This is a genomic window from Cyclobacterium xiamenense (assembly GCF_042140265.1).
GTDB classification, from domain to species: domain Bacteria; phylum Bacteroidota; class Bacteroidia; order Cytophagales; family Cyclobacteriaceae; genus Cyclobacterium; species Cyclobacterium xiamenense_A.
This window is the reverse complement of sequence record NZ_CP159481.1, coordinates 3850396-3867056: the sequence shown is the minus strand read 5'-3', so window position 1 is coordinate 3867056 and position 16661 is coordinate 3850396. Positions and strand designations below refer to the sequence as shown.

The window sequence follows — 16661 nt, the reverse complement described above, 5'->3', positions numbered from 1 at the left end:
GCTAACGTTCCTTGTATGGTGCGTTTGCATCCCGCAGGGTGTAAATGAACTATACAAATTGTTAGGCACTTTTACTTTTCTTTAATAAGTTTAATTGCTTGATTATCTAGCCTTAACACATAAATTCCATTAGACAAGTAGGTTAAATCAAGATATATTTTTTTATCATTTACCTCTTTCTTTAAAACAAGCTCACCAATTGTATTGAAAATTTGAAGGACACTTGGACTATCAGAAGTCCTTTTTATATTAATAAACGATCTAACGGGGTTTGGATAAACTTCAGTTCCATCAATGATAATTTCATTTACTCCAAGTGGAACTTCACAATCTGAAAAGAAGTCATTGATGTAGTCTTGTTGTGTTGAATTAGTCGAGTGGCCTGCATTTCCTCTAAGGTGAACCACATCTCCCGAAAGGTATGAATATTCAAATATTAGTGGGCTTCCAATTGGGTTTCCAGGTCCAATTATTTGAGTACCTGAATATCCTTGGCTTTGAGCAACAATAAATGTTGCATCTTGAGCATTTAAAAAGTCAACGCCAACAATCGATGTCCCTCCTAAATATGGAATTATAGGATCATTATCATTACATATGCTTAGATATTTTCTTCCACTTATAGGAACAATAACATTATCGTAGCCACAATAAGAACTTGAATAATCCGAAGAACCATTAGGTTGATAATAATCTCCTAAATGATATTGTGGTTCATTTAACTGTGAAACTACCGCACAAACAATATCAATTCTCGGGTCATTATTTTCAATAAAAATTCTATTTGCTAAGCCCGCACCGTTCGAAAAACCTAGAATTCTAATCTGATTTATGTTAATATTTGAATAATTCTGTAAAGAATCAATCAAATCTAAAATCATATCCATATCAGGAGCTTCACTATTTTCGTCACAAATATCCCAGCTATTCATATATCCTGTTGGTGCTATTAATGCATGGCAGTTTAGAATACTTTGATATTGAGTTAAAATGGATGAGCCTGTTTGTCCATTACCATGTAATAAAATACAAATTGGAAATCCATTTATGGGAGGAGTGCCACTTGGAACTGAAATGTCCATTGGGTAAGTATATCCACTTGGTTGCTGTCCCCATGTTTTAGTAATGGTTATAATACTTGAGTTTGTAAGATTTTGACAAATAGAAAATACTGGAATTAGTATTAATACTAAGAGTAGATTGTTTTTCATTTTTATTGTGGTTATTAATACTAATCAAAATGTTAATTTTTAAAATTCTGTATAATGGGATTGCATTGTTCAGTTTCGTTTAATTGTGCCTAACGTCCGGGGCTTGTGGGCGGCGGGCAATTCCGGAGCCCTTTTCTTCCCGGATTTCAAAAACTTCCTTAAATGTACTAAAATAATATTTTACTCGTGAACTGCCTGCTGCACCCAAGCTTGGGTTACAGGACGGGCGTTTCCGTGCAGTTTTTCCCGGTGGTACCGGTCAAATTTTCAGAACGTGAATGGCCTCACTGTACGACCTGGACCGGATCTTTTCATTCTGTTCGGAAACCCTTTCGGTTCCCTGGATGGCCGCCCCCCGGTGGATCAACACTTTCAGGGTTTTTCCGGCAGCTTCCCCATAGCGTCCAGTCCCTCCAAGCTTCCTCTTTAAAGTCTTTTCCTTCCGGAGACCTACCGCCCGGTCTTGCGCCTCCCCTGTACAGGACTGTGAGCTCCCGTAATTGGGACAAGACCCCTTCGGAAATCCCACACGTTGTCAGAAAAGGCACGCCTTCAGTCCTGAATTTTACGCAGGCCACCTTCGGAAACCGAAAAAGTCCCTTGCCTTGGATGCCGGAAAAAACCCTATCCGGTCCTTCGTGAACTTCCTAGCTATCGTGGACTTCCTTCCGAAGGCTTACCAATTTCCCTTACTTCACTTGCCTGTCCTGTAACGGTTGGTATATGAAGCGTAGCCTGCCGATAGGCGGCTATGATTTCATATACAGTGTTACCACACGTTTTATTTATTCTCGATTTCGTACCAAATACATTTTTCAAAATCTGGAAACTCTGTCAATTCTGGATGATTAAATTCTCCTTTCTTTATCATTCCTATTTTTTTCATCACATTTTCTGATTTTTTGTTTCCAATTGTGCAGGTAGAAACGATTTTTTTAATTCCCAATTCATTAAATCCAAATGTCAAGCATCTTCTTGCACCTTCGGTAGCATATCCAGTCCCCCAAGCATCCTTTTTTAAACGCCAACCTATATCAATTGCTGGGGTAAATTCCGCTTTATACTCCTGATAGGCTAACCCTATAAAACCGATTAATTCACCCGTATCTAATCGTTCTGTAGCAAAATATGTGTATCCATTTTTATCATAATGTACTTGCATTCGCTTCATTAGTTTTTCGGATTCAGTTCTGCTTAACGGCTTTGGAAAATGTTCCATTATTTCTACGTCATTATTCATCTCGGCAAACTCTTCCAAGTCTTCACTTCTCCAATTCCGAAAGCCAAGTCTGGTTGATTTAAAAATGTATTTGTCCTTCAATTTATGATCCTCTTTTTTAATGTGTGGTAACTTGTATATATACCTGACTGATTCAGGATTATGCATCCAAAACCGGGTGGATAACCCTGATTAAATCACCTTTTTATTAGGAGTTAATAATACTAAATATTTCATTAAAAAGCCCAAAAAAAGCTACCAATATCCCGTGAAATACGGGTACGACCAACCGCGCACGAAACCCAGCCAGCAGCCAAACGGGCGTTTTCACAAAAAATTAATACCATCGCTTCCCGTTCCCTGACCAAATTCGGTATCTTTAATCCACCATGTTCGTCCGATCATCCTGCGCTCCATGAAACGATCCCTCCTTCCGGCTTTGCCGGCCCTGCTTGTTTGCCTGTCCTGTCAAGAACCCCGCCTGCTCTCGGAAATTCCTCCTTCCCACTCAGGCCTGGATTTCCAAAATACGCTGCGCGAAGACGAGTTTATGAACATCCTTACCTTCGAGTATTTTTACAACGGCGCCGGTGTGGCCGTTGCGGATATGAATGCAGACGGCCTGGACGATCTGTTTTTTACCCCAGGCTGGGTGTAATTTGCAATTACTCCCTCCTATCCCTTCCAATTTGCAATTGGATTCGGACGAATTTATCAATAATCCCCGGCTATGAAACACTATATGCAAACGTAACTTTTTCAGCTTGAATAAATATAATCTTCCCATTTTTCAACATTTCCCGCCTGCACCGGATTCTCATGAATATCTTTCATCCTACGCTCTGCCGATAGGTGAATAAAAGTACGCTCAGCTTGGATGCCTGTTTCAAACCTTAGGTAGAAAACCTTCAAAATCGTGGATTTTTGCTTACTGAGTAGTTATTTAGTAAGCCATTGCAAATGGCAGAAGAAGGATTTCGACTTCAAAAGTAGTTAAAAATAAAAGGGTGTAGCGGATTCTACACCCGGTTGAGTAAATAATTATGCCGAATTAGTTTAACAAAACTGCTAAAAAATGCCAGGAAGAACATATAAAAACCGATTAGTGGCCCAAAAGTATGTTAATTTTATTGAGGCTTTTAACCTCTTTCTAGTATTGGATGGGGCCATACAGTTTCTATTACGCTCAATCTTTCAGCTTTTCAAAACAAGGAATTTTTCCGAAATAATCGAGTAGTGAGATAGGGGTTTTTGTCCTATCTATACTCTCACACCACCCTACCTACCGTTCGGTACAGTGCCGGTTCTTAAGTTTTAACGCTTACCTTTAGGTAGTAATTCGTCAAAAATACATACCCTGCTTGTAAGCCGCGTTCAGTTTGGAAGTCGATGGGATATACTCCAATATTACGTATTCTAATCGGTAATTTTTCGTGAGGTTGTTTTCATAAAAAACCCAAAGTGGGTTAAATGGCCCAGATCGACCTAATGAGCAACACTTATTCCATCTTTCATGAGTTGTTTGACAACGGATGCTGAAAAAGCCTTTGAAAATTGATCCAATGAAGACGCGTTAGTACTTTCTGACTGGCTTGACCATACGATATCTTCTGTACGTGCGTCATATACGTTGGCCTCTAAATAATAATTCTTGTCTGTAGTATAGTAGCCGGCATCATACATGTATGGATTATACTGATTATAATAGGACCAAAAACGTCCATAGTAGCCAACGCCCATAGGCGCATAAGTGGTCATTCCGGGAACGTATCTGGTTTCATTCGTTTGATCCAAAAGCGTTACTGTCAATATCGCCTCACTTCCTAATTTTTTGATTTTTGAAAGGATTTCTTCTTTATCTGCTTCCTTTGCTTTGAATCCAGTTGGCATTATTTCAAAGCTTCCAAATACAGAAATTCCCTGTGTTTGGATCATATCTTCCAAATACATTTCAAAGTATGTCTGGCTAATACATTTTGAGTGAGCGCTGTCACAAAAACGCTATTGTAACCGCTGTCTGGTATCTCGGTGCTACTCCATGATCCGGTGATTTGTACGCCAGTAGAACATGCGCTAAGGGCTAGAAAAACTAACCCTACCAGGAAACACTTTATTTTCACTGTCTCTAAATTAGGTGGTTAACGTTTTGTGTTTGTTTGGTGGCGGATTTCGAAGTACTTCATTTGCATTTTTGTGAAATTTCACTAACGAGTAAATATTTAAATTCACTAAGAATCCACCATCAAATAAACATTTCGTTGGCTGCCGTTTTTATTGTCGTGCTTTTGACTTTAAAATTGATTCTATAGCTTTATTAATGTCTAACGAAGCAGACGCTTGTCTTGGCGGATAATCTTTAAACGTCATAAGATGTTCACTAAGCATTCCAATGGCTGGTTGCATTACCCATGATTTTTCCATTGCTAAATGAAAACCTGTAATGTCATCATACTTTTCAAAGGGGTCTTTTCTTAAATTAAACAGTTGTGGCATGGTATGCTGGACCATGTCGTCAAAATAGCGCTCTTTGGTGGCAAAATGCATTTTCCAAGGTCCAACACGAATAGCTGTTAATCCACTTTCATAGTAGTAGAAAAAATAATTTCGAGCGGATTCATCTGCCTTGCCTGTCCAATATTCAAGATTATTAAATCCATCAATATAGACCTTGTAGGTCAAATCTCCTACCTTTTTTCCTTTCTTCAGTTCTTCCTTAATATTTTTATTGCCAACTGCAGCCATTAAGGTTGGCAATACATCCTCATGAGCAGAGATACCATTTCTTATCAATCCTGCTGGGATTTCTTCTGGCCATCTTACCATAAATGGTGAACGCAGACCACCTTCCCAAGTTGTCATTTTTTCTCCCCTAAACATGGTTACGCCTGCATCCGGGAATGTACTCTGTTCAGGGCCATTATCTGTTGTGTAAATTACAATGGTATTTTCATCAAGCCCCAATTCATCTAAATAATCAAGTAGTTCGCCAACATGTCCGTCATGCTCCATAAGTCCATGACCAAATAAATCCATGTCTGTACTTACATCTGTTGCAAGATTTTTAGATTCTTCCTTTAAATGGGTGTACACGTGCATTCTACTTGTAGCGTGCCAAATAAAAAATGGTTTATCTGCATCTTTGGCTCTTTTCATAAAGTCCTTGCTTTTTGCTACAAGTTCTTCATCAAAAGTTTTCATTCTTTCAGAATTGAGTTGTCCTATATCTGTAACTTTTTGCTTCCCAATAGCTCCAAATCGTGGATCTTCGGTACTGTCATATTTATCAGTTGCATAAGACTCAATGATGCCTCGTGGCCCATATTTATTTGCAAATTCATCACTTTTTGGATAATCTGCTTGTTCCGGCTCTTCGGACACATTTAGGTGATAAAGATTACCGAAAAATTCATCAAACCCGTGAACGGTTGGTAGATGTTCATTTCTATCACCTAAGTGATTCTTCCCGAATTGGCCTGTCATATACCCCATAGGTTTCAATAATTCAGCTAAGGTTGGGTCTTCCTTTTTTAATCCTAGTGGGTTACCAGGTTGACCAACTGTAGTCAAGCCTGTTCTTACTGGTTTTTGTCCAGTGATAAATGCCGCTCTACCAGCAGTGCAACTTGGCTGCGAGTAGTGGTCGGTAAATAAAACGCCCTCTTTGGCAATCCTATCTATATTTGGTGTTGGATACTGCATGCCTAGTGAGTAACTGCTTAACGAGTTAGGTGCTACATCATCTACCATAATGACTAGAATGTTCGGTTTTTCTTGGGCAATAGCACTGAAAAAACCAAAAAGGAAAATGATGACAATACTTTTTTTCATGATATTTATTTTAAGATTATTAGTAATATATAATTTAATGTCCAACTGTTTGCCATCGTTTTGTGTTTGTTAGTGGCAGATTTCGAAGTACGTCATTTGCAGTTTTGCGTGATTTTTTTAAATGCTAACAATTTAAATTTTTCAAAACCAAACCAATAACAATTCATTTTGAAGTTAACCGTTTTAAAAGTCTAAACCAAGATCAGTGTTAGGATATTTTTTCATTGTAGCGATATGCCTTTTGTAAAAATTTACCACAGCGGGCAGTCCCCATTCAAAGTAACGATGTCCTTCACTACCCATTTCTTTAGGGTCAACATTTAAATTATATACCCAAGGTGCTGTACCTACACTAGAAAGTGTAGAGGCATCTATATTCCTTCTAGTTTCGGTTACGTCAAAAACCTGAAAATGAACTTTATAATCTCTCCACCTCAATGCACAGAAATCTGTAGAATTCCATAAAAATACATGTTGGCGATGAGACCTTCCATTTTCCGTAAGTAAAAATGACGTCTGGTCTATACCATCAAAATATAAATTGTCGGGAAGTTTGTCAATGACATTTCCTAAACGAAGAGAAACCATATAAAGATCGGATAGGTCTATAAGTTCATTAGTTTCCTGCCCTGGCTCAATCATACCTTTCCAATAGGCAGTTCCAGGTACTCTCACTCCACCTTCCCAAGTAGTTCCTTTACCTCCACGCCAAGGATGGTAACCTGCATCTGGAAATACATCTTCATTCGCCCCGTTATCGGAAGTAAAAATTACCAGGGTATTTTCTAGTAAACCTTTGTTTTTTAGAGTTTCCATTATTTCTCCAACAATGTCATCCATTTCAACAATAGCGTCTTTCACAGGCATTGCTGCAGGACTTTTGCCTATATAATCAGCACCGCAGTACGTGTCGTTATGAATGGCTGAAAATGAATGAACAAGGAAGAAAGGATTGTCTGAATTTTCATTGATAAACTTTATAGACTCGGTATATGGCTGGGAATTTTGACAGGTTGTAAATGTAGGTTTTTGTTTTGAATTTTGCCATGCCGGTCCGAAACGGAAGTGGGCGCTGCTGAGGAGCAACCCACCAGGGATAGGGCTGGCCGACCGAAACGGGTTCCAAGGCTGTCCAGTGGGCAGCCTTTTTGTCTCCCTGTTTTGGGAGTTTTATTCCTTTGGAAAACCTTACGCCGCATATTCAGAAGGGGTTTGGTATCCCAGTGACTGGTGGGGTCTCCGATTGTTGTAATCTTGTTTCCATGTATCGGCTAGGTCTTGAGCATGCGCAACGGAACTGAATAGGTAAGCATCAAGCACATCTTCCCGGAAGGTTCTATTGAACCGCTCTACGATTCCGTTCTGCTGGGGTTTTCCTTTCTGGATTGGCGACCACGTTATCTGCTGGTCGCTCATCCATGCCTGAAACTTCTTGCTTCTGAATTCAGGACCGTTGTCGGTTCGGATACGCCTGGGCTTGCCCTGAAATTCAATCATACGCTCCAGGTATTCGATTACACGTACAGACGGCAGGCTGTGTGCCACCGCAATCCCCATGCAGGCACGGTTGAAATGATCCACCACGTTCAGCGTCCTGAATTTTCTCCCGTTTTCCAACGTGTCAGGGTATATGGCTGGGAATTTTGACAGGTTGTAAATGTAGGTTTTTGTTTTGAATTTTGCCATGCCGGTCCGAAACGGAAGTGGGCGCTGCTGAGGAGCAACCCACCAGGGATAGGGCTGGCCGACCGAAACGGGTTCCAAGGCTGTCCAGTGGGCAGCCTTTTTGTCTCCCTGTTTTGGGAGTTTTATTCCTTTGGAAAACCTTACGCCGCATAGTCGGAAGGGGTTTGGTATCCCAGTGACTGGTGGGGTCTCTGATTGTTGTAATCTTGTTTCCATGTATCGGCTAGGTCTTGAGCATGCGCAACGGAACTGAATAGGTAAGCATCAAGCACATCTTCCCGGAAGGTTCTATTGAACCGCTCTACGATTCCGTTCTGCTGGGGTTTTCCTTTCTGGATTGGCGACCACGTTATCTGCTGGTCGCTCAACCATGCCTGAAACTTCTTGCTTCTGAATTCAGGACCGTTGTCGGTTCGGATACGCCTGGGCTTGCCCTGAAATTCAATCATACGCTCCAGGTATTCGATTACACGTACAGAAGGCAGGCTGTGTGCCACCGCAATCCCAATGCAGGCACGGTTGAAATGATCCACCACGTTCAGCGTCCTGAATTTTCTCCCGTTTTCCAACGTGTCAGACATAAAGTCCATTGCCCACTCTTGGTTGGCCACTAATGGAATCTCAATCGGATTGGCGGGCTGATTCTTGATCCTGCGTTTCAGACGCCTGTGCAGGCTAAATCCCTCTTGCTCGTACACGCGCCTGATCTTGCTACCACTAATGTGAGGATACTTTTTCTGCACCAGGCAGATCACCTTGTTTCTGCCTTTTCGGCTACAGCCTATCACCTGCTCAATCATCGTTTTGATCTGGGCATCTTTTGCTGGCATTTTCTTCTGGTAATACTTTGTGGTTCTGGATACCGATACGACGCTGCACGCCCATGCATGGGACACCTTGTAGGTATCTTCAAGGTAGGTCACCTGTTCCTGCTTTTGCACGGGCGTCAGGGCTTTTTTGACAAAAGATCTTTGATCATGTCAATCTCCAGACTTTGGTTGGCCACTATTTTCTTCAAGCGACTATTTTCTTCCTCCAGGCTTCTGAGACGACGAAGCTCTTGCACATCCATGCCCGAATATTTATTCCGCCAGCTGTAAAACGTCGCAGAACTGATGCCGTACTTCCGGCATATATCTTCTACTTTGTGGCCGTCCTCTTGCAGTTTGAGGATCTTGATGACCTGCTCTTCGCTAAATTTGCTCTTTTTCATAATCACTAAGTTAAAAATTCTAGTTTTAACCTGTTCAAAAAAAGCAGCCTAGTACCTCAGACATAAAGTCCATTGCCCACTCTTGGTTGGCCACTAATGGAATCTCAATCGGATTGGCGGGCTGATTCTTAATCCTGCGTTTCAGACGCCTGTGCAGGCTAAATCCCTCTTGCTCGTACACGCGCCTGATCTTGCTACCACTAATGTGAGGATACTTTTTCTGCACCAGGCAGATCACCTTGTTTCTGCCTTTTCGGCTACAGCCTATCACCTGCTCAATCATCGTTTTGATCTGGGCATCTTTTGCTGGCATTTTCTTCTGGTAATACTTTATGGTTCTGGATACCGATACGACGCTGCACGCCCATGCATGGGACACCTTGTAGGTATCTTCAAGGTAGGTCACCTGTTCCTGCTTTTGCACGGGCGTCAGGGCTTTTTTGACAAAAGATCTTTGATCATGTCAATCTCCAGACTTTGGTTGGCCACTATTTTCTTCAAGCGACTGTTTTCTTCCTCCAGGCTTCTGAGAACGACGAAGTTCTTGCACATCCATGCCCGAATATTTATTCCGCCAGCTGTAAAACGTCGCAGAACTGATGCCGTACTTCCGGCATATATCTTCTACTTTGTGGCCGTCCTCTTGCAGTTTGAGGATCTTGATGACCTGCTCTTCGCTAAATTTGCTCTTTTTCATAATCACTAAGTTAAAAATTCTAGTTTTAACCTGTTCAAAAAAAGCAGCCTAGTACCACTCATTCTTTAATTTTTGCTCAACCTGTCGTATATCTGTAAGATTTTTAATTTCAAAACCAACTTCTCTTTTGCCACCCTTTACGCCAGTAATTAGCCCTTCTGGCTGCAGTTGAAATGCTTTATCGTGAAGTTCTTTATTGTTAATCATATCTGAATACTGTCTTTCAACTAAGAACTGTGTATAATCAGACTGTACAGCTGGAAGGCCATAGAAATAATCAAAACCCACTTCATGAGGTAACATGTTTTCTGCTTCACCAATATGCCATTTCCCAATTAAGGCAGACTTACAGCCTGCTGATGACAGTAATTTGGCCTGTGTCACTTCTACATCCCATGGGTTGGTAGTCACTTTATCTTCGCTCAATAAAGGTCTGGTTAACCCACTTCGTATCGGTTGCCTCCCTGTTAACATCATGGCTCTAGAAGAGGTGCAGGTTGGGGTTGAATAAAAAGAGGTAAATCTCTTTCCCTCTCTTGCAAGTCTGTCCACATTTGGGGTAGGCGCTCCAACAGCCACACCACCACCATTAACACCAATATCTCCCCAACCTAAATCATCTACTAAAAAGATGAGGATGTTTGGCTTTTGCCCTGTCTTGGCTTCTAAATCTGAAAGCTTTTGCGTTGCAATTTTTTCTTGGTCGGGTCTGGGAATTATGGGTTCCAAATTGTCTTTTAGTACAATGGTTTCATCAAATACGCTAACGTTCTGAGCAGATAGATGATATGTCATAAAAATGACTAATAGGGTAAGGATACTTTTTTTCATGTTTTAAATATTTTTTATCAATGTTATTTTAATGGTTGCCAACGGTCTCGTATAACCGTCAGTTACGGGTTAATATGCTTTAATTTTCGGTTTAGCACAGACGTTAGCAATTCCGAGTGGATTCGGACGTAGTCGAATCCGCCGTAATTGCGGTTATACATTGTTAGCAACTGGCTTTTATTTATTTCGTTAATTGTTTCGAGAAATATATTCTTCTGTGTCCTTTCGGGAAACCTTTTATTTCTCCAATTGGTTTATATCCGTTTTTCAAGTAAAATTCCTCCGCTTGAAAATCAAACGTATCAAGCATTGAAAATTCCGCTCCTCTTTCAATAGCTATTTTTTCGACGTATCTCAAAATTTTAGTTCCAACTCCATTTTTTCGGTATTCTTCTTTCACCCACAGAATTTTAATTTCGAGACCATTCCAATATCCAAGTCCAGCTAATATTCCGCCAATTTCGTTTTTGTTTTCATCCTTTGCTACAAACTCCAAACGAGTCCATATGTCAGCAATTGCAGGGACTTTACTCAAGTTATATTCGTTAATTCCGTCAACAATTTTCTTTATATTCTCCTTTTCACAAGGTTCAATAGTAAATTCAGTTTTTATTTCCATTTGATGATTCTGCTTGTTGCTAACGTCCGGGGCTTGTGGGCGGCGGGCAATTCCGGAGCCCTTTTCTTCCCGGATTTCAAAAACTTCCTTAAATGTACTAAAATAATATTTTACTCGTGAACTGCCTGCTGCACCCAAGCTTGGGTTACAGGACGGGCGTATACGTGCAGTTTTTCCCGGTGGTACCGGTCAAATTTTCAGAACCTGAATGGCCTCACTGTACGACCTGGACCGGATCTTTTCATTCAGTTCGGAAACCCTTTCGGTTCCCTGGATGGCCGCCCCCCGGTGGATCAACACTTTCAGGGTTTTTCCGGCAGCTTCCCCATAGCGTCCAGTCCCTCCAATCTTCCTCTTTAAAGTCTTTTCCTTCCGGAGCCCTACCGCCCGGTCTTGCGCCTCCCCTGTACAGGACTGTGAGCTCCCGTAATTGGGACAAGACCCCTTCAGAAATCCCACACTTTGTCTGAAAAGGCACGCCTTCAGTCCTGAATTTTACGCAGGCCACCTTCGGAAACCGAAAAAGTCCCTTGCCTTGGATGCCGGAAAAAACCCCATCCGGTCCTTCGTGAACTTCCTAGCTATCGTGGACTTCCTTCCGAAGGCTTACCAATTTCCCTTACTTCACTTGCCTGTCCTGTAACCGTCTAGGCTATGTGTAGTGCGGAATTTCAAAGTACTTCACTTTCCGTTTAGCTGTTAGTTTATTTGATGTAATTACTTTTATATTGGCACTTTCGCCCGAATTACGTATAGCCAATGTTGTGCGGTCGCTCATTTACTATTTAATTAAACGTTCTACTTTTCTTAGTAAGAACATATCTCATCCTAGATTACTATTTTCTTTTACTGCTCATTGCTTTCACTTTCTTGATCGTATCATCCTCAAGAAACTTTCGATACTCTTCCGTTTCAACTCCATATATCGCAATTTTGCCTTCTTCGTTACTATGTATGCCCCACCCATATGATTTGGTGAGTGGTGAAGCGCGAAAGCATGGCTGCCCTTTGGAAAAATAGTGTTCCCTTTGTTCACTCAGTTCTCTTTTTTCAAATTCTTTACGGATAGCATAAACGCCAAACAATACATCATCGGACGTGTATTTGTAATCATTTCCATACAGCATGTCAAATTGCAAATTAGCCACCGTTTTCTTTTCTCCTTTAATAGGTGGCATTTCTCCCATTTCGGCTTTACAATCCTCTGCTATTTCAATAAACGTGTTGTAATAATTAGTTGAATGCTTCATAATTATTGATTTGGTATGTCCATCAAATTTCCCGTTTCCAGCCAGGTCTTGAAATTGCTAAGAATAAGGTACCATTGTCTGGCTTCTTCTTGCATAGGGTTGTCTTTGGTAAATTGATCATTTTTTAATGTCATCCGGGTTGACTGCCCAAGTGATTCTAATGTTACTCTAACCCTTGATTGCAGATCTGCATGGTTTTCTTTGTAAATTGGCCTAGGATGATCGGTATATGAAAGCAGTTTACCTTCTTCATACTCCAACACTTCCCCATAGATATAAACTACTTCTTGTCCTTTACACATACCCGCATATTCTATTCGATCTCCGGTTTTGAAAGTAGAACGGATATCGGCTTGAAAGAAAGCCATAAAGAATTGATTTGGCCCCACAAATGCTTTCCATACCTGATCAGAAGGGGCATTGATAAAAATTTCTGTATAAAAATCTTTCATTTCATGATTGTTTTCTCCAAAGATAAACCGGTGCTGTGTCAGCCCTTTGTCACACCTTTACCAGAATATTTTCGTTTCTGAATTTCGACATACTCATCTAAAGTCATTTTGTGTGGGACAAATTTTTTCCCAGGCCTGGTCAGTTTTTGAATTCTGTCAATTCTGAAACTTCTGAACTCATGTTTTAATCTGCACCACGCGATTAATACCCAATTTTCTTTGGTATTATGATATATGGCAAAGGGCTCAAGCTCACGTTGGGTATTTTTGGTAGCCCCATCCTTTCTGTATTCGATAGAAATAACCTGAAAATTGGTCAGAGCTTTTTGAATATCAGAAAGGTAATTGCTTGTTCTTTCTTCCTCCCAGTTTTTACCGATTATGGTCCTTTGGGCAAGAAAGTCGGCTTTCTCTCTTTCGCTCTTTCGAAGAACAGCCTTTATTTTATCGGTTGCTTTGGTGAATTGATTGATGAGTGATTGATCTTTGGTTTTGGCTATCATTTTTTCTCCGAAGATCAACGCATTGGCCTCTGCTTCGGTAAACATGATCGGGGGTAATCTGTATCCTTCCATTAACCCATAGCCTTTTCCCTCAATTTGAATAATCGGGACACCAGCTTTTTCCAATGAAGCCAGATCCCGGTATATGGTTCGTTTGCTCACTTCAAAGTGTTCCGACAACTTCTCAATGGTGACATAGGCATTGGCTTGCAGTTTCAGCAGAATTGCAGTCAATCGTGACAATCTTGAAATGTTATCTGAATACGCCATACGAGCTGGGATTACTGAATAACTAAGGATCAAATCATAAATTTGTGCATATTTTTTTACGGCTTTATGGTCAGCATTTTTGTCACAATATTCTGAGCCAGATCTGGAATCAGTGTTGGAGTTTCAGCTGCTAAATGGGTCAGATTTTCAAGAATTACAATGGTTATTTGCTGATCCGGAATCTTCAGAAATAATGTATTGTATCCAGGATTGGCTCCCCAATGCCAGATGCATTGAACAGTGGTATTTTTAGGGTATTTGTTTATGGAAAATGGATCTCGTATCCGGTCAGCGAGTTTTTCTGGCTCTAGATCGGAAATCAGAAGCCCGTATCCATAATCGGCTAGATATGGGGTCAGCATGTTATTCAAGGTAGTGTCAGTAAAAATCGTAGAACTATCTAAGGCCTTGCTCCATCTGAGTAAGTCTTCCGGTGTCGAATACAAACCACTAACAGAGAATGCTGTTGAATAGCTTTGAGTAGGTGCATTATCAACATAACCACTTGCCAACTTTTCATAACCGTGTGCCAGATTCCTGATCTCATTTCTGTTTTCGAGGATTCCGGTGTTATTCATCTCCAATGGTTTGAAAAAATATCTATAAAGAAGATCTCCGTAATTTTCCTTAGCAACTTCTTCAGCAATTAAACCCAGCAGATAATAGTTTGAATTACTGTACGAGAAATCTGAACCCGGATCGAATTCCAGCGGTTTTTCTTCAAGAAAATGCGCTACAAAATCCGCATTAGCAAACTCTTGCGTGGATAATTCAGGCCAATCGCCATCATGCGTGTAGTTTGGAATTCCTGATTGATGGGCCAATAAATGATGAATGGAAACCTGATCTTTATATTCTTCAGGATACCATTCAAGATATATACCGAAAGGGTCTTGTAAAGAAAGTAAGCTTTCTTCATTCAGTTTCAGTATGAGGGCGGCGGTGAATTGTTTGGAGAGTGATGCAATTTCAAATCTTGCTGAGCTATTTAACAGGATATTCGGATTCCTATTGGCATAGCCTGCCGTATAGTGGAATTTTTTTTCAGAACCTACATCAACTATTATGCTTCCACTAAACCGATCGGTACTTACCAGAGAGTCGACCATTGACTTGAATTGATCATAGTCTAGTGTTTGACTTTTCACAACAAGTGGTACAACGCCAAGCATGATGGTAAAAAGGCAGACTTTCAATCTATGCATCAACGGTTGCGATATGTAAATTTTTTTGAATTTTGGCCGGTTCATTTTGCGTCTTGTCTGATTGCCTGTTTACCGCACAACGTTTTGGATATGGCTTGTGGCGGTTTCGAAGTGCTTTCCTGTCGAACCGTGACAAGCAAAGTTAAATGATGAAAGCTTAGATAACCAACTTTCCCGCCATAAGCTATATGCGTTGTTATGGGCAGTTTTTATTTTTTGCCATTCTTGTTTTACTTCTTTTCCTCGATGAATATTCTGTGACCAATTGAAAGTTTTCTTCAGCTATTATTACCATAAATATGTTGCCACCTTAAATGTCGTTTTTTCAATTGATACTTTGGTGTTTGGTAGCCTCTAATGAAAACTTTAAGTTGCGAAGAGTAGGCAAGCAGCTCGGCAAAAACATCAATCTTAAAGTTTTTATTGACATCACTAATCAATCCGAATTTAGTCCTCTAGATTGCTATTTAGGTAAATGGTTTAGGCTCTTTAGTTTTTAAAATACATAAACAAAAAAAACAAAATACCTATCGTGAGTAGCGCTATTCCGAGTGTTATTGCAATTTTTTTACCAAGATTTAATGCAACTTGCCGATTGATATTTTCAGATTCGGTCAATGGTCTTATTTTTCCTTCTCTGCTGTATTTATTTTCGATTGATTGTCCAATTAATAATCCGAAAACAATACCAATCGCAGTTCCAATTCCAATAAAACCAAAATTCTCGGTAATAATACTTATGGGTATACCAAGACCTGAAAAAATGGCAATTCCAATTCCCATCCACATTCCAACAAAATGACCTTTGGGGAATTTCTCACTGTTATTATCCAAATTATTATTCATATCTGTTTTTTATTAAATTAAAATATTTCATTGAAAAACTTTGTCTATTTGATTTTCGGTAATTGCCCATAACGGTCAAGTATAAGACCAGTAGCGGATTTCAAGGCGATTACCTGTCCGTCAGCACTAAAGTATATTAAATGCACAGACCTTGAATTTAGCGCTTCACCCGCTATTGCTTTTATACAATGTTATGGGCTGATTACACTCAGAGTCTTTTCTGATTACAATAAATATTTATTTTGATATAGCTCAAGCTACTATAGGAACAGTTTTTTTAAATGAGGATTCCATCTTTACCGTAAAATAAAGATGGAATCTTGTTGAGATAAACTCAGGATTTGTGCTCTAAACTAATCTATCTCATGTTGCAAACATGTTTATCATAAAATTAATGATAGTCTCCACTCTTTTTCGGTGATAAACTAACCCTTGGTTTTTTCAATCATATGATTAATTACATGGCTGTGTTCATGCTGAGGGCTGAACATGATTATTTCTGCATCAGCATAGACCTTTACATTGTGTCCAGCCGGCCAGTAAAACATGTCATTAGCCCTTACCGTTTCCTGCAAGCCATCCGCATCAGTGGTCGATAGTTCACCTTTCAGAACATAACCCCAGTGAGGGCTCTGACACAAATTTCCTTCCAGTCCTATAAAAAGCGGGGTGGTATCTACTCCTTTTGAAAGGCTGAAATACTCACCGCTTATCTTACCTAACCCGGATGCATCACCAAATTCTGTTTTCTGGCGTATAACAGCTCCTGGAATTTCCATTTTTACTTCAATGTCTTCTTTTGCGATTTTCATTTTTTGTTTCTCTTTTTAA

General features: G+C 40.2%; 20 protein-coding genes. 1 reads left to right on the top strand and 19 read right to left on the bottom strand.

Features of this window, described 5'->3' with window-relative positions; translation table 11 throughout:
• Nucleotides 1-71: 71 nt before the first annotated feature.
• Complete coding sequence (locus ABWH99_RS15695; RefSeq protein ID WP_375582794.1) at nucleotides 72-1211, bottom strand: T9SS type A sorting domain-containing protein; 1140 nt, start codon at nucleotides 1209-1211, stop codon at nucleotides 72-74.
• Between the two features lie 781 nt (nucleotides 1212-1992).
• Nucleotides 1993-2532 carry a GNAT family N-acetyltransferase gene (locus ABWH99_RS15690; RefSeq protein WP_375582793.1) on the bottom strand — a complete coding sequence of 180 codons (540 nt, stop codon included), beginning with the start codon at nucleotides 2530-2532 and terminating at the stop codon, nucleotides 1993-1995.
• Between the two features lie 313 nt (nucleotides 2533-2845).
• On the opposite strand from ABWH99_RS15690, the gene ABWH99_RS15685 reads away from it, so the two are divergent.
• Entirely contained in the window at nucleotides 2846-3088 is a 243-nt protein-coding gene (locus ABWH99_RS15685) for a hypothetical protein (protein ID WP_375582792.1), read from the top strand.
• A gap of 827 nt (nucleotides 3089-3915) precedes the next feature.
• Here the strand turns inward: ABWH99_RS15685 and ABWH99_RS15680 are convergent.
• The 17 genes from ABWH99_RS15680 to ABWH99_RS15600 all read right to left on the bottom strand — a co-directional run bounded on the left by ABWH99_RS15680 (nucleotide 3916) and on the right by ABWH99_RS15600 (nucleotide 16642).
• Complete coding sequence (locus ABWH99_RS15680) at nucleotides 3916-4365, bottom strand: hypothetical protein (RefSeq protein WP_375582791.1); 450 nt, start codon at nucleotides 4363-4365, stop codon at nucleotides 3916-3918.
• 336 nt (nucleotides 4366-4701) lie between these two features.
• Nucleotides 4702-6258: an arylsulfatase gene (locus tag ABWH99_RS15675; protein WP_375582790.1), complete on the bottom strand. Its 1557-nt coding sequence runs from the start codon at nucleotides 6256-6258 to the stop codon at nucleotides 4702-4704.
• A gap of 183 nt (nucleotides 6259-6441) precedes the next feature.
• A complete protein-coding gene (locus ABWH99_RS15670; RefSeq protein WP_375582789.1) occupies nucleotides 6442-7344 on the bottom strand; it encodes a sulfatase-like hydrolase/transferase in 903 nt (300 codons plus the stop codon).
• Between the two features lie 102 nt (nucleotides 7345-7446).
• On the bottom strand, nucleotides 7447-7944 hold the full coding sequence (locus tag ABWH99_RS15665; protein WP_375582788.1) for an integrase core domain-containing protein: 498 nt from the start codon (nucleotides 7942-7944) through the stop codon (nucleotides 7447-7449).
• A 140-nt stretch (nucleotides 7945-8084) separates the two neighbouring features.
• Nucleotides 8085-8885 (bottom strand): IS3 family transposase, encoded by an 801-nt coding sequence (locus tag ABWH99_RS15660; protein ID WP_375582787.1) that lies wholly within the window; start codon nucleotides 8883-8885, stop codon nucleotides 8085-8087.
• 5 nt (nucleotides 8886-8890) lie between these two features.
• On the bottom strand, nucleotides 8891-9157 hold the full coding sequence (locus tag ABWH99_RS15655; protein WP_154859709.1) for a transposase: 267 nt from the start codon (nucleotides 9155-9157) through the stop codon (nucleotides 8891-8893).
• 34 nt (nucleotides 9158-9191) lie between these two features.
• Nucleotides 9192-9581, bottom strand: coding sequence for a hypothetical protein (locus tag ABWH99_RS15650; RefSeq protein ID WP_375582786.1), 390 nt, complete (start codon nucleotides 9579-9581; stop codon nucleotides 9192-9194).
• A 39-nt stretch (nucleotides 9582-9620) separates the two neighbouring features.
• Nucleotides 9621-9854, bottom strand: a complete 234-nt coding sequence (locus ABWH99_RS15645; RefSeq protein ID WP_375582785.1) for a transposase — start codon at nucleotides 9852-9854, stop codon at nucleotides 9621-9623.
• A gap of 48 nt (nucleotides 9855-9902) precedes the next feature.
• On the bottom strand, nucleotides 9903-10685 hold the full coding sequence (locus ABWH99_RS15640; RefSeq protein ID WP_375582784.1) for a sulfatase-like hydrolase/transferase: 783 nt from the start codon (nucleotides 10683-10685) through the stop codon (nucleotides 9903-9905).
• 181 nt (nucleotides 10686-10866) lie between these two features.
• Nucleotides 10867-11442: a GNAT family N-acetyltransferase gene (locus ABWH99_RS15635; RefSeq protein ID WP_375582783.1), complete on the bottom strand. Its 576-nt coding sequence runs from the start codon at nucleotides 11440-11442 to the stop codon at nucleotides 10867-10869.
• Nucleotides 11443-11493: 51 nt separating this feature from the next.
• Nucleotides 11494-11763, bottom strand: a complete 270-nt coding sequence (locus ABWH99_RS15630; protein WP_375582782.1) for a hypothetical protein — start codon at nucleotides 11761-11763, stop codon at nucleotides 11494-11496.
• Nucleotides 11764-12140: 377 nt separating this feature from the next.
• A complete protein-coding gene (locus tag ABWH99_RS15625; RefSeq protein ID WP_375582781.1) occupies nucleotides 12141-12554 on the bottom strand; it encodes a DUF6157 family protein in 414 nt (137 codons plus the stop codon).
• A 2-nt stretch (nucleotides 12555-12556) separates the two neighbouring features.
• Nucleotides 12557-13006 (bottom strand): SRPBCC domain-containing protein, encoded by a 450-nt coding sequence (locus ABWH99_RS15620; RefSeq protein ID WP_375582780.1) that lies wholly within the window; start codon nucleotides 13004-13006, stop codon nucleotides 12557-12559.
• Nucleotides 13007-13044: 38 nt separating this feature from the next.
• Complete coding sequence (locus ABWH99_RS15615; RefSeq protein WP_375582779.1) at nucleotides 13045-13779, bottom strand: helix-turn-helix transcriptional regulator; 735 nt, start codon at nucleotides 13777-13779, stop codon at nucleotides 13045-13047.
• Nucleotides 13780-13835: 56 nt separating this feature from the next.
• Nucleotides 13836-14984 carry a serine hydrolase domain-containing protein gene (locus ABWH99_RS15610; RefSeq protein WP_375582778.1) on the bottom strand — a complete coding sequence of 383 codons (1149 nt, stop codon included), beginning with the start codon at nucleotides 14982-14984 and terminating at the stop codon, nucleotides 13836-13838.
• Nucleotides 14985-15473: 489 nt separating this feature from the next.
• Nucleotides 15474-15830, bottom strand: a complete 357-nt coding sequence (locus tag ABWH99_RS15605) for a hypothetical protein (protein WP_375582777.1) — start codon at nucleotides 15828-15830, stop codon at nucleotides 15474-15476.
• 425 nt (nucleotides 15831-16255) lie between these two features.
• Nucleotides 16256-16642: a cupin domain-containing protein gene (locus ABWH99_RS15600; RefSeq protein WP_375582776.1), complete on the bottom strand. Its 387-nt coding sequence runs from the start codon at nucleotides 16640-16642 to the stop codon at nucleotides 16256-16258.
• Nucleotides 16643-16661 lie beyond the last annotated feature (19 nt).

Coding starts and splice junctions, on each gene's coding strand:
- ABWH99_RS15695 (WP_375582794.1), bottom strand. CDS start 1,211: ATGAAAAACAATCTACTCTTAGTATTAATACTAATTCCAGTATTTTCT.
- ABWH99_RS15685 (WP_375582792.1), top strand. CDS start 2,846: ATGAAACGATCCCTCCTTCCGGCTTTGCCGGCCCTGCTTGTTTGCCTG.
- ABWH99_RS15680 (WP_375582791.1), bottom strand. CDS start 4,365: ATGATCCAAACACAGGGAATTTCTGTATTTGGAAGCTTTGAAATAATG.
- ABWH99_RS15675 (WP_375582790.1), bottom strand. CDS start 6,258: ATGAAAAAAAGTATTGTCATCATTTTCCTTTTTGGTTTTTTCAGTGCT.
- ABWH99_RS15665 (WP_375582788.1), bottom strand. CDS start 7,944: ATGGCAAAATTCAAAACAAAAACCTACATTTACAACCTGTCAAAATTC.
- ABWH99_RS15655 (WP_154859709.1), bottom strand. CDS start 9,157: ATGAAAAAGAGCAAATTTAGCGAAGAGCAGGTCATCAAGATCCTCAAA.
- ABWH99_RS15645 (WP_375582785.1), bottom strand. CDS start 9,854: ATGAAAAAGAGCAAATTTAGCGAAGAGCAGGTCATCAAGATCCTCAAA.
- ABWH99_RS15640 (WP_375582784.1), bottom strand. CDS start 10,685: ATGAAAAAAAGTATCCTTACCCTATTAGTCATTTTTATGACATATCAT.
- ABWH99_RS15625 (WP_375582781.1), bottom strand. CDS start 12,554: ATGAAGCATTCAACTAATTATTACAACACGTTTATTGAAATAGCAGAG.
- ABWH99_RS15620 (WP_375582780.1), bottom strand. CDS start 13,006: ATGAAAGATTTTTATACAGAAATTTTTATCAATGCCCCTTCTGATCAG.
- ABWH99_RS15615 (WP_375582779.1), bottom strand. CDS start 13,779: ATGGCGTATTCAGATAACATTTCAAGATTGTCACGATTGACTGCAATT.
- ABWH99_RS15610 (WP_375582778.1), bottom strand. CDS start 14,984: ATGCATAGATTGAAAGTCTGCCTTTTTACCATCATGCTTGGCGTTGTA.
- ABWH99_RS15605 (WP_375582777.1), bottom strand. CDS start 15,830: ATGAATAATAATTTGGATAATAACAGTGAGAAATTCCCCAAAGGTCAT.
- ABWH99_RS15600 (WP_375582776.1), bottom strand. CDS start 16,642: ATGAAAATCGCAAAAGAAGACATTGAAGTAAAAATGGAAATTCCAGGA.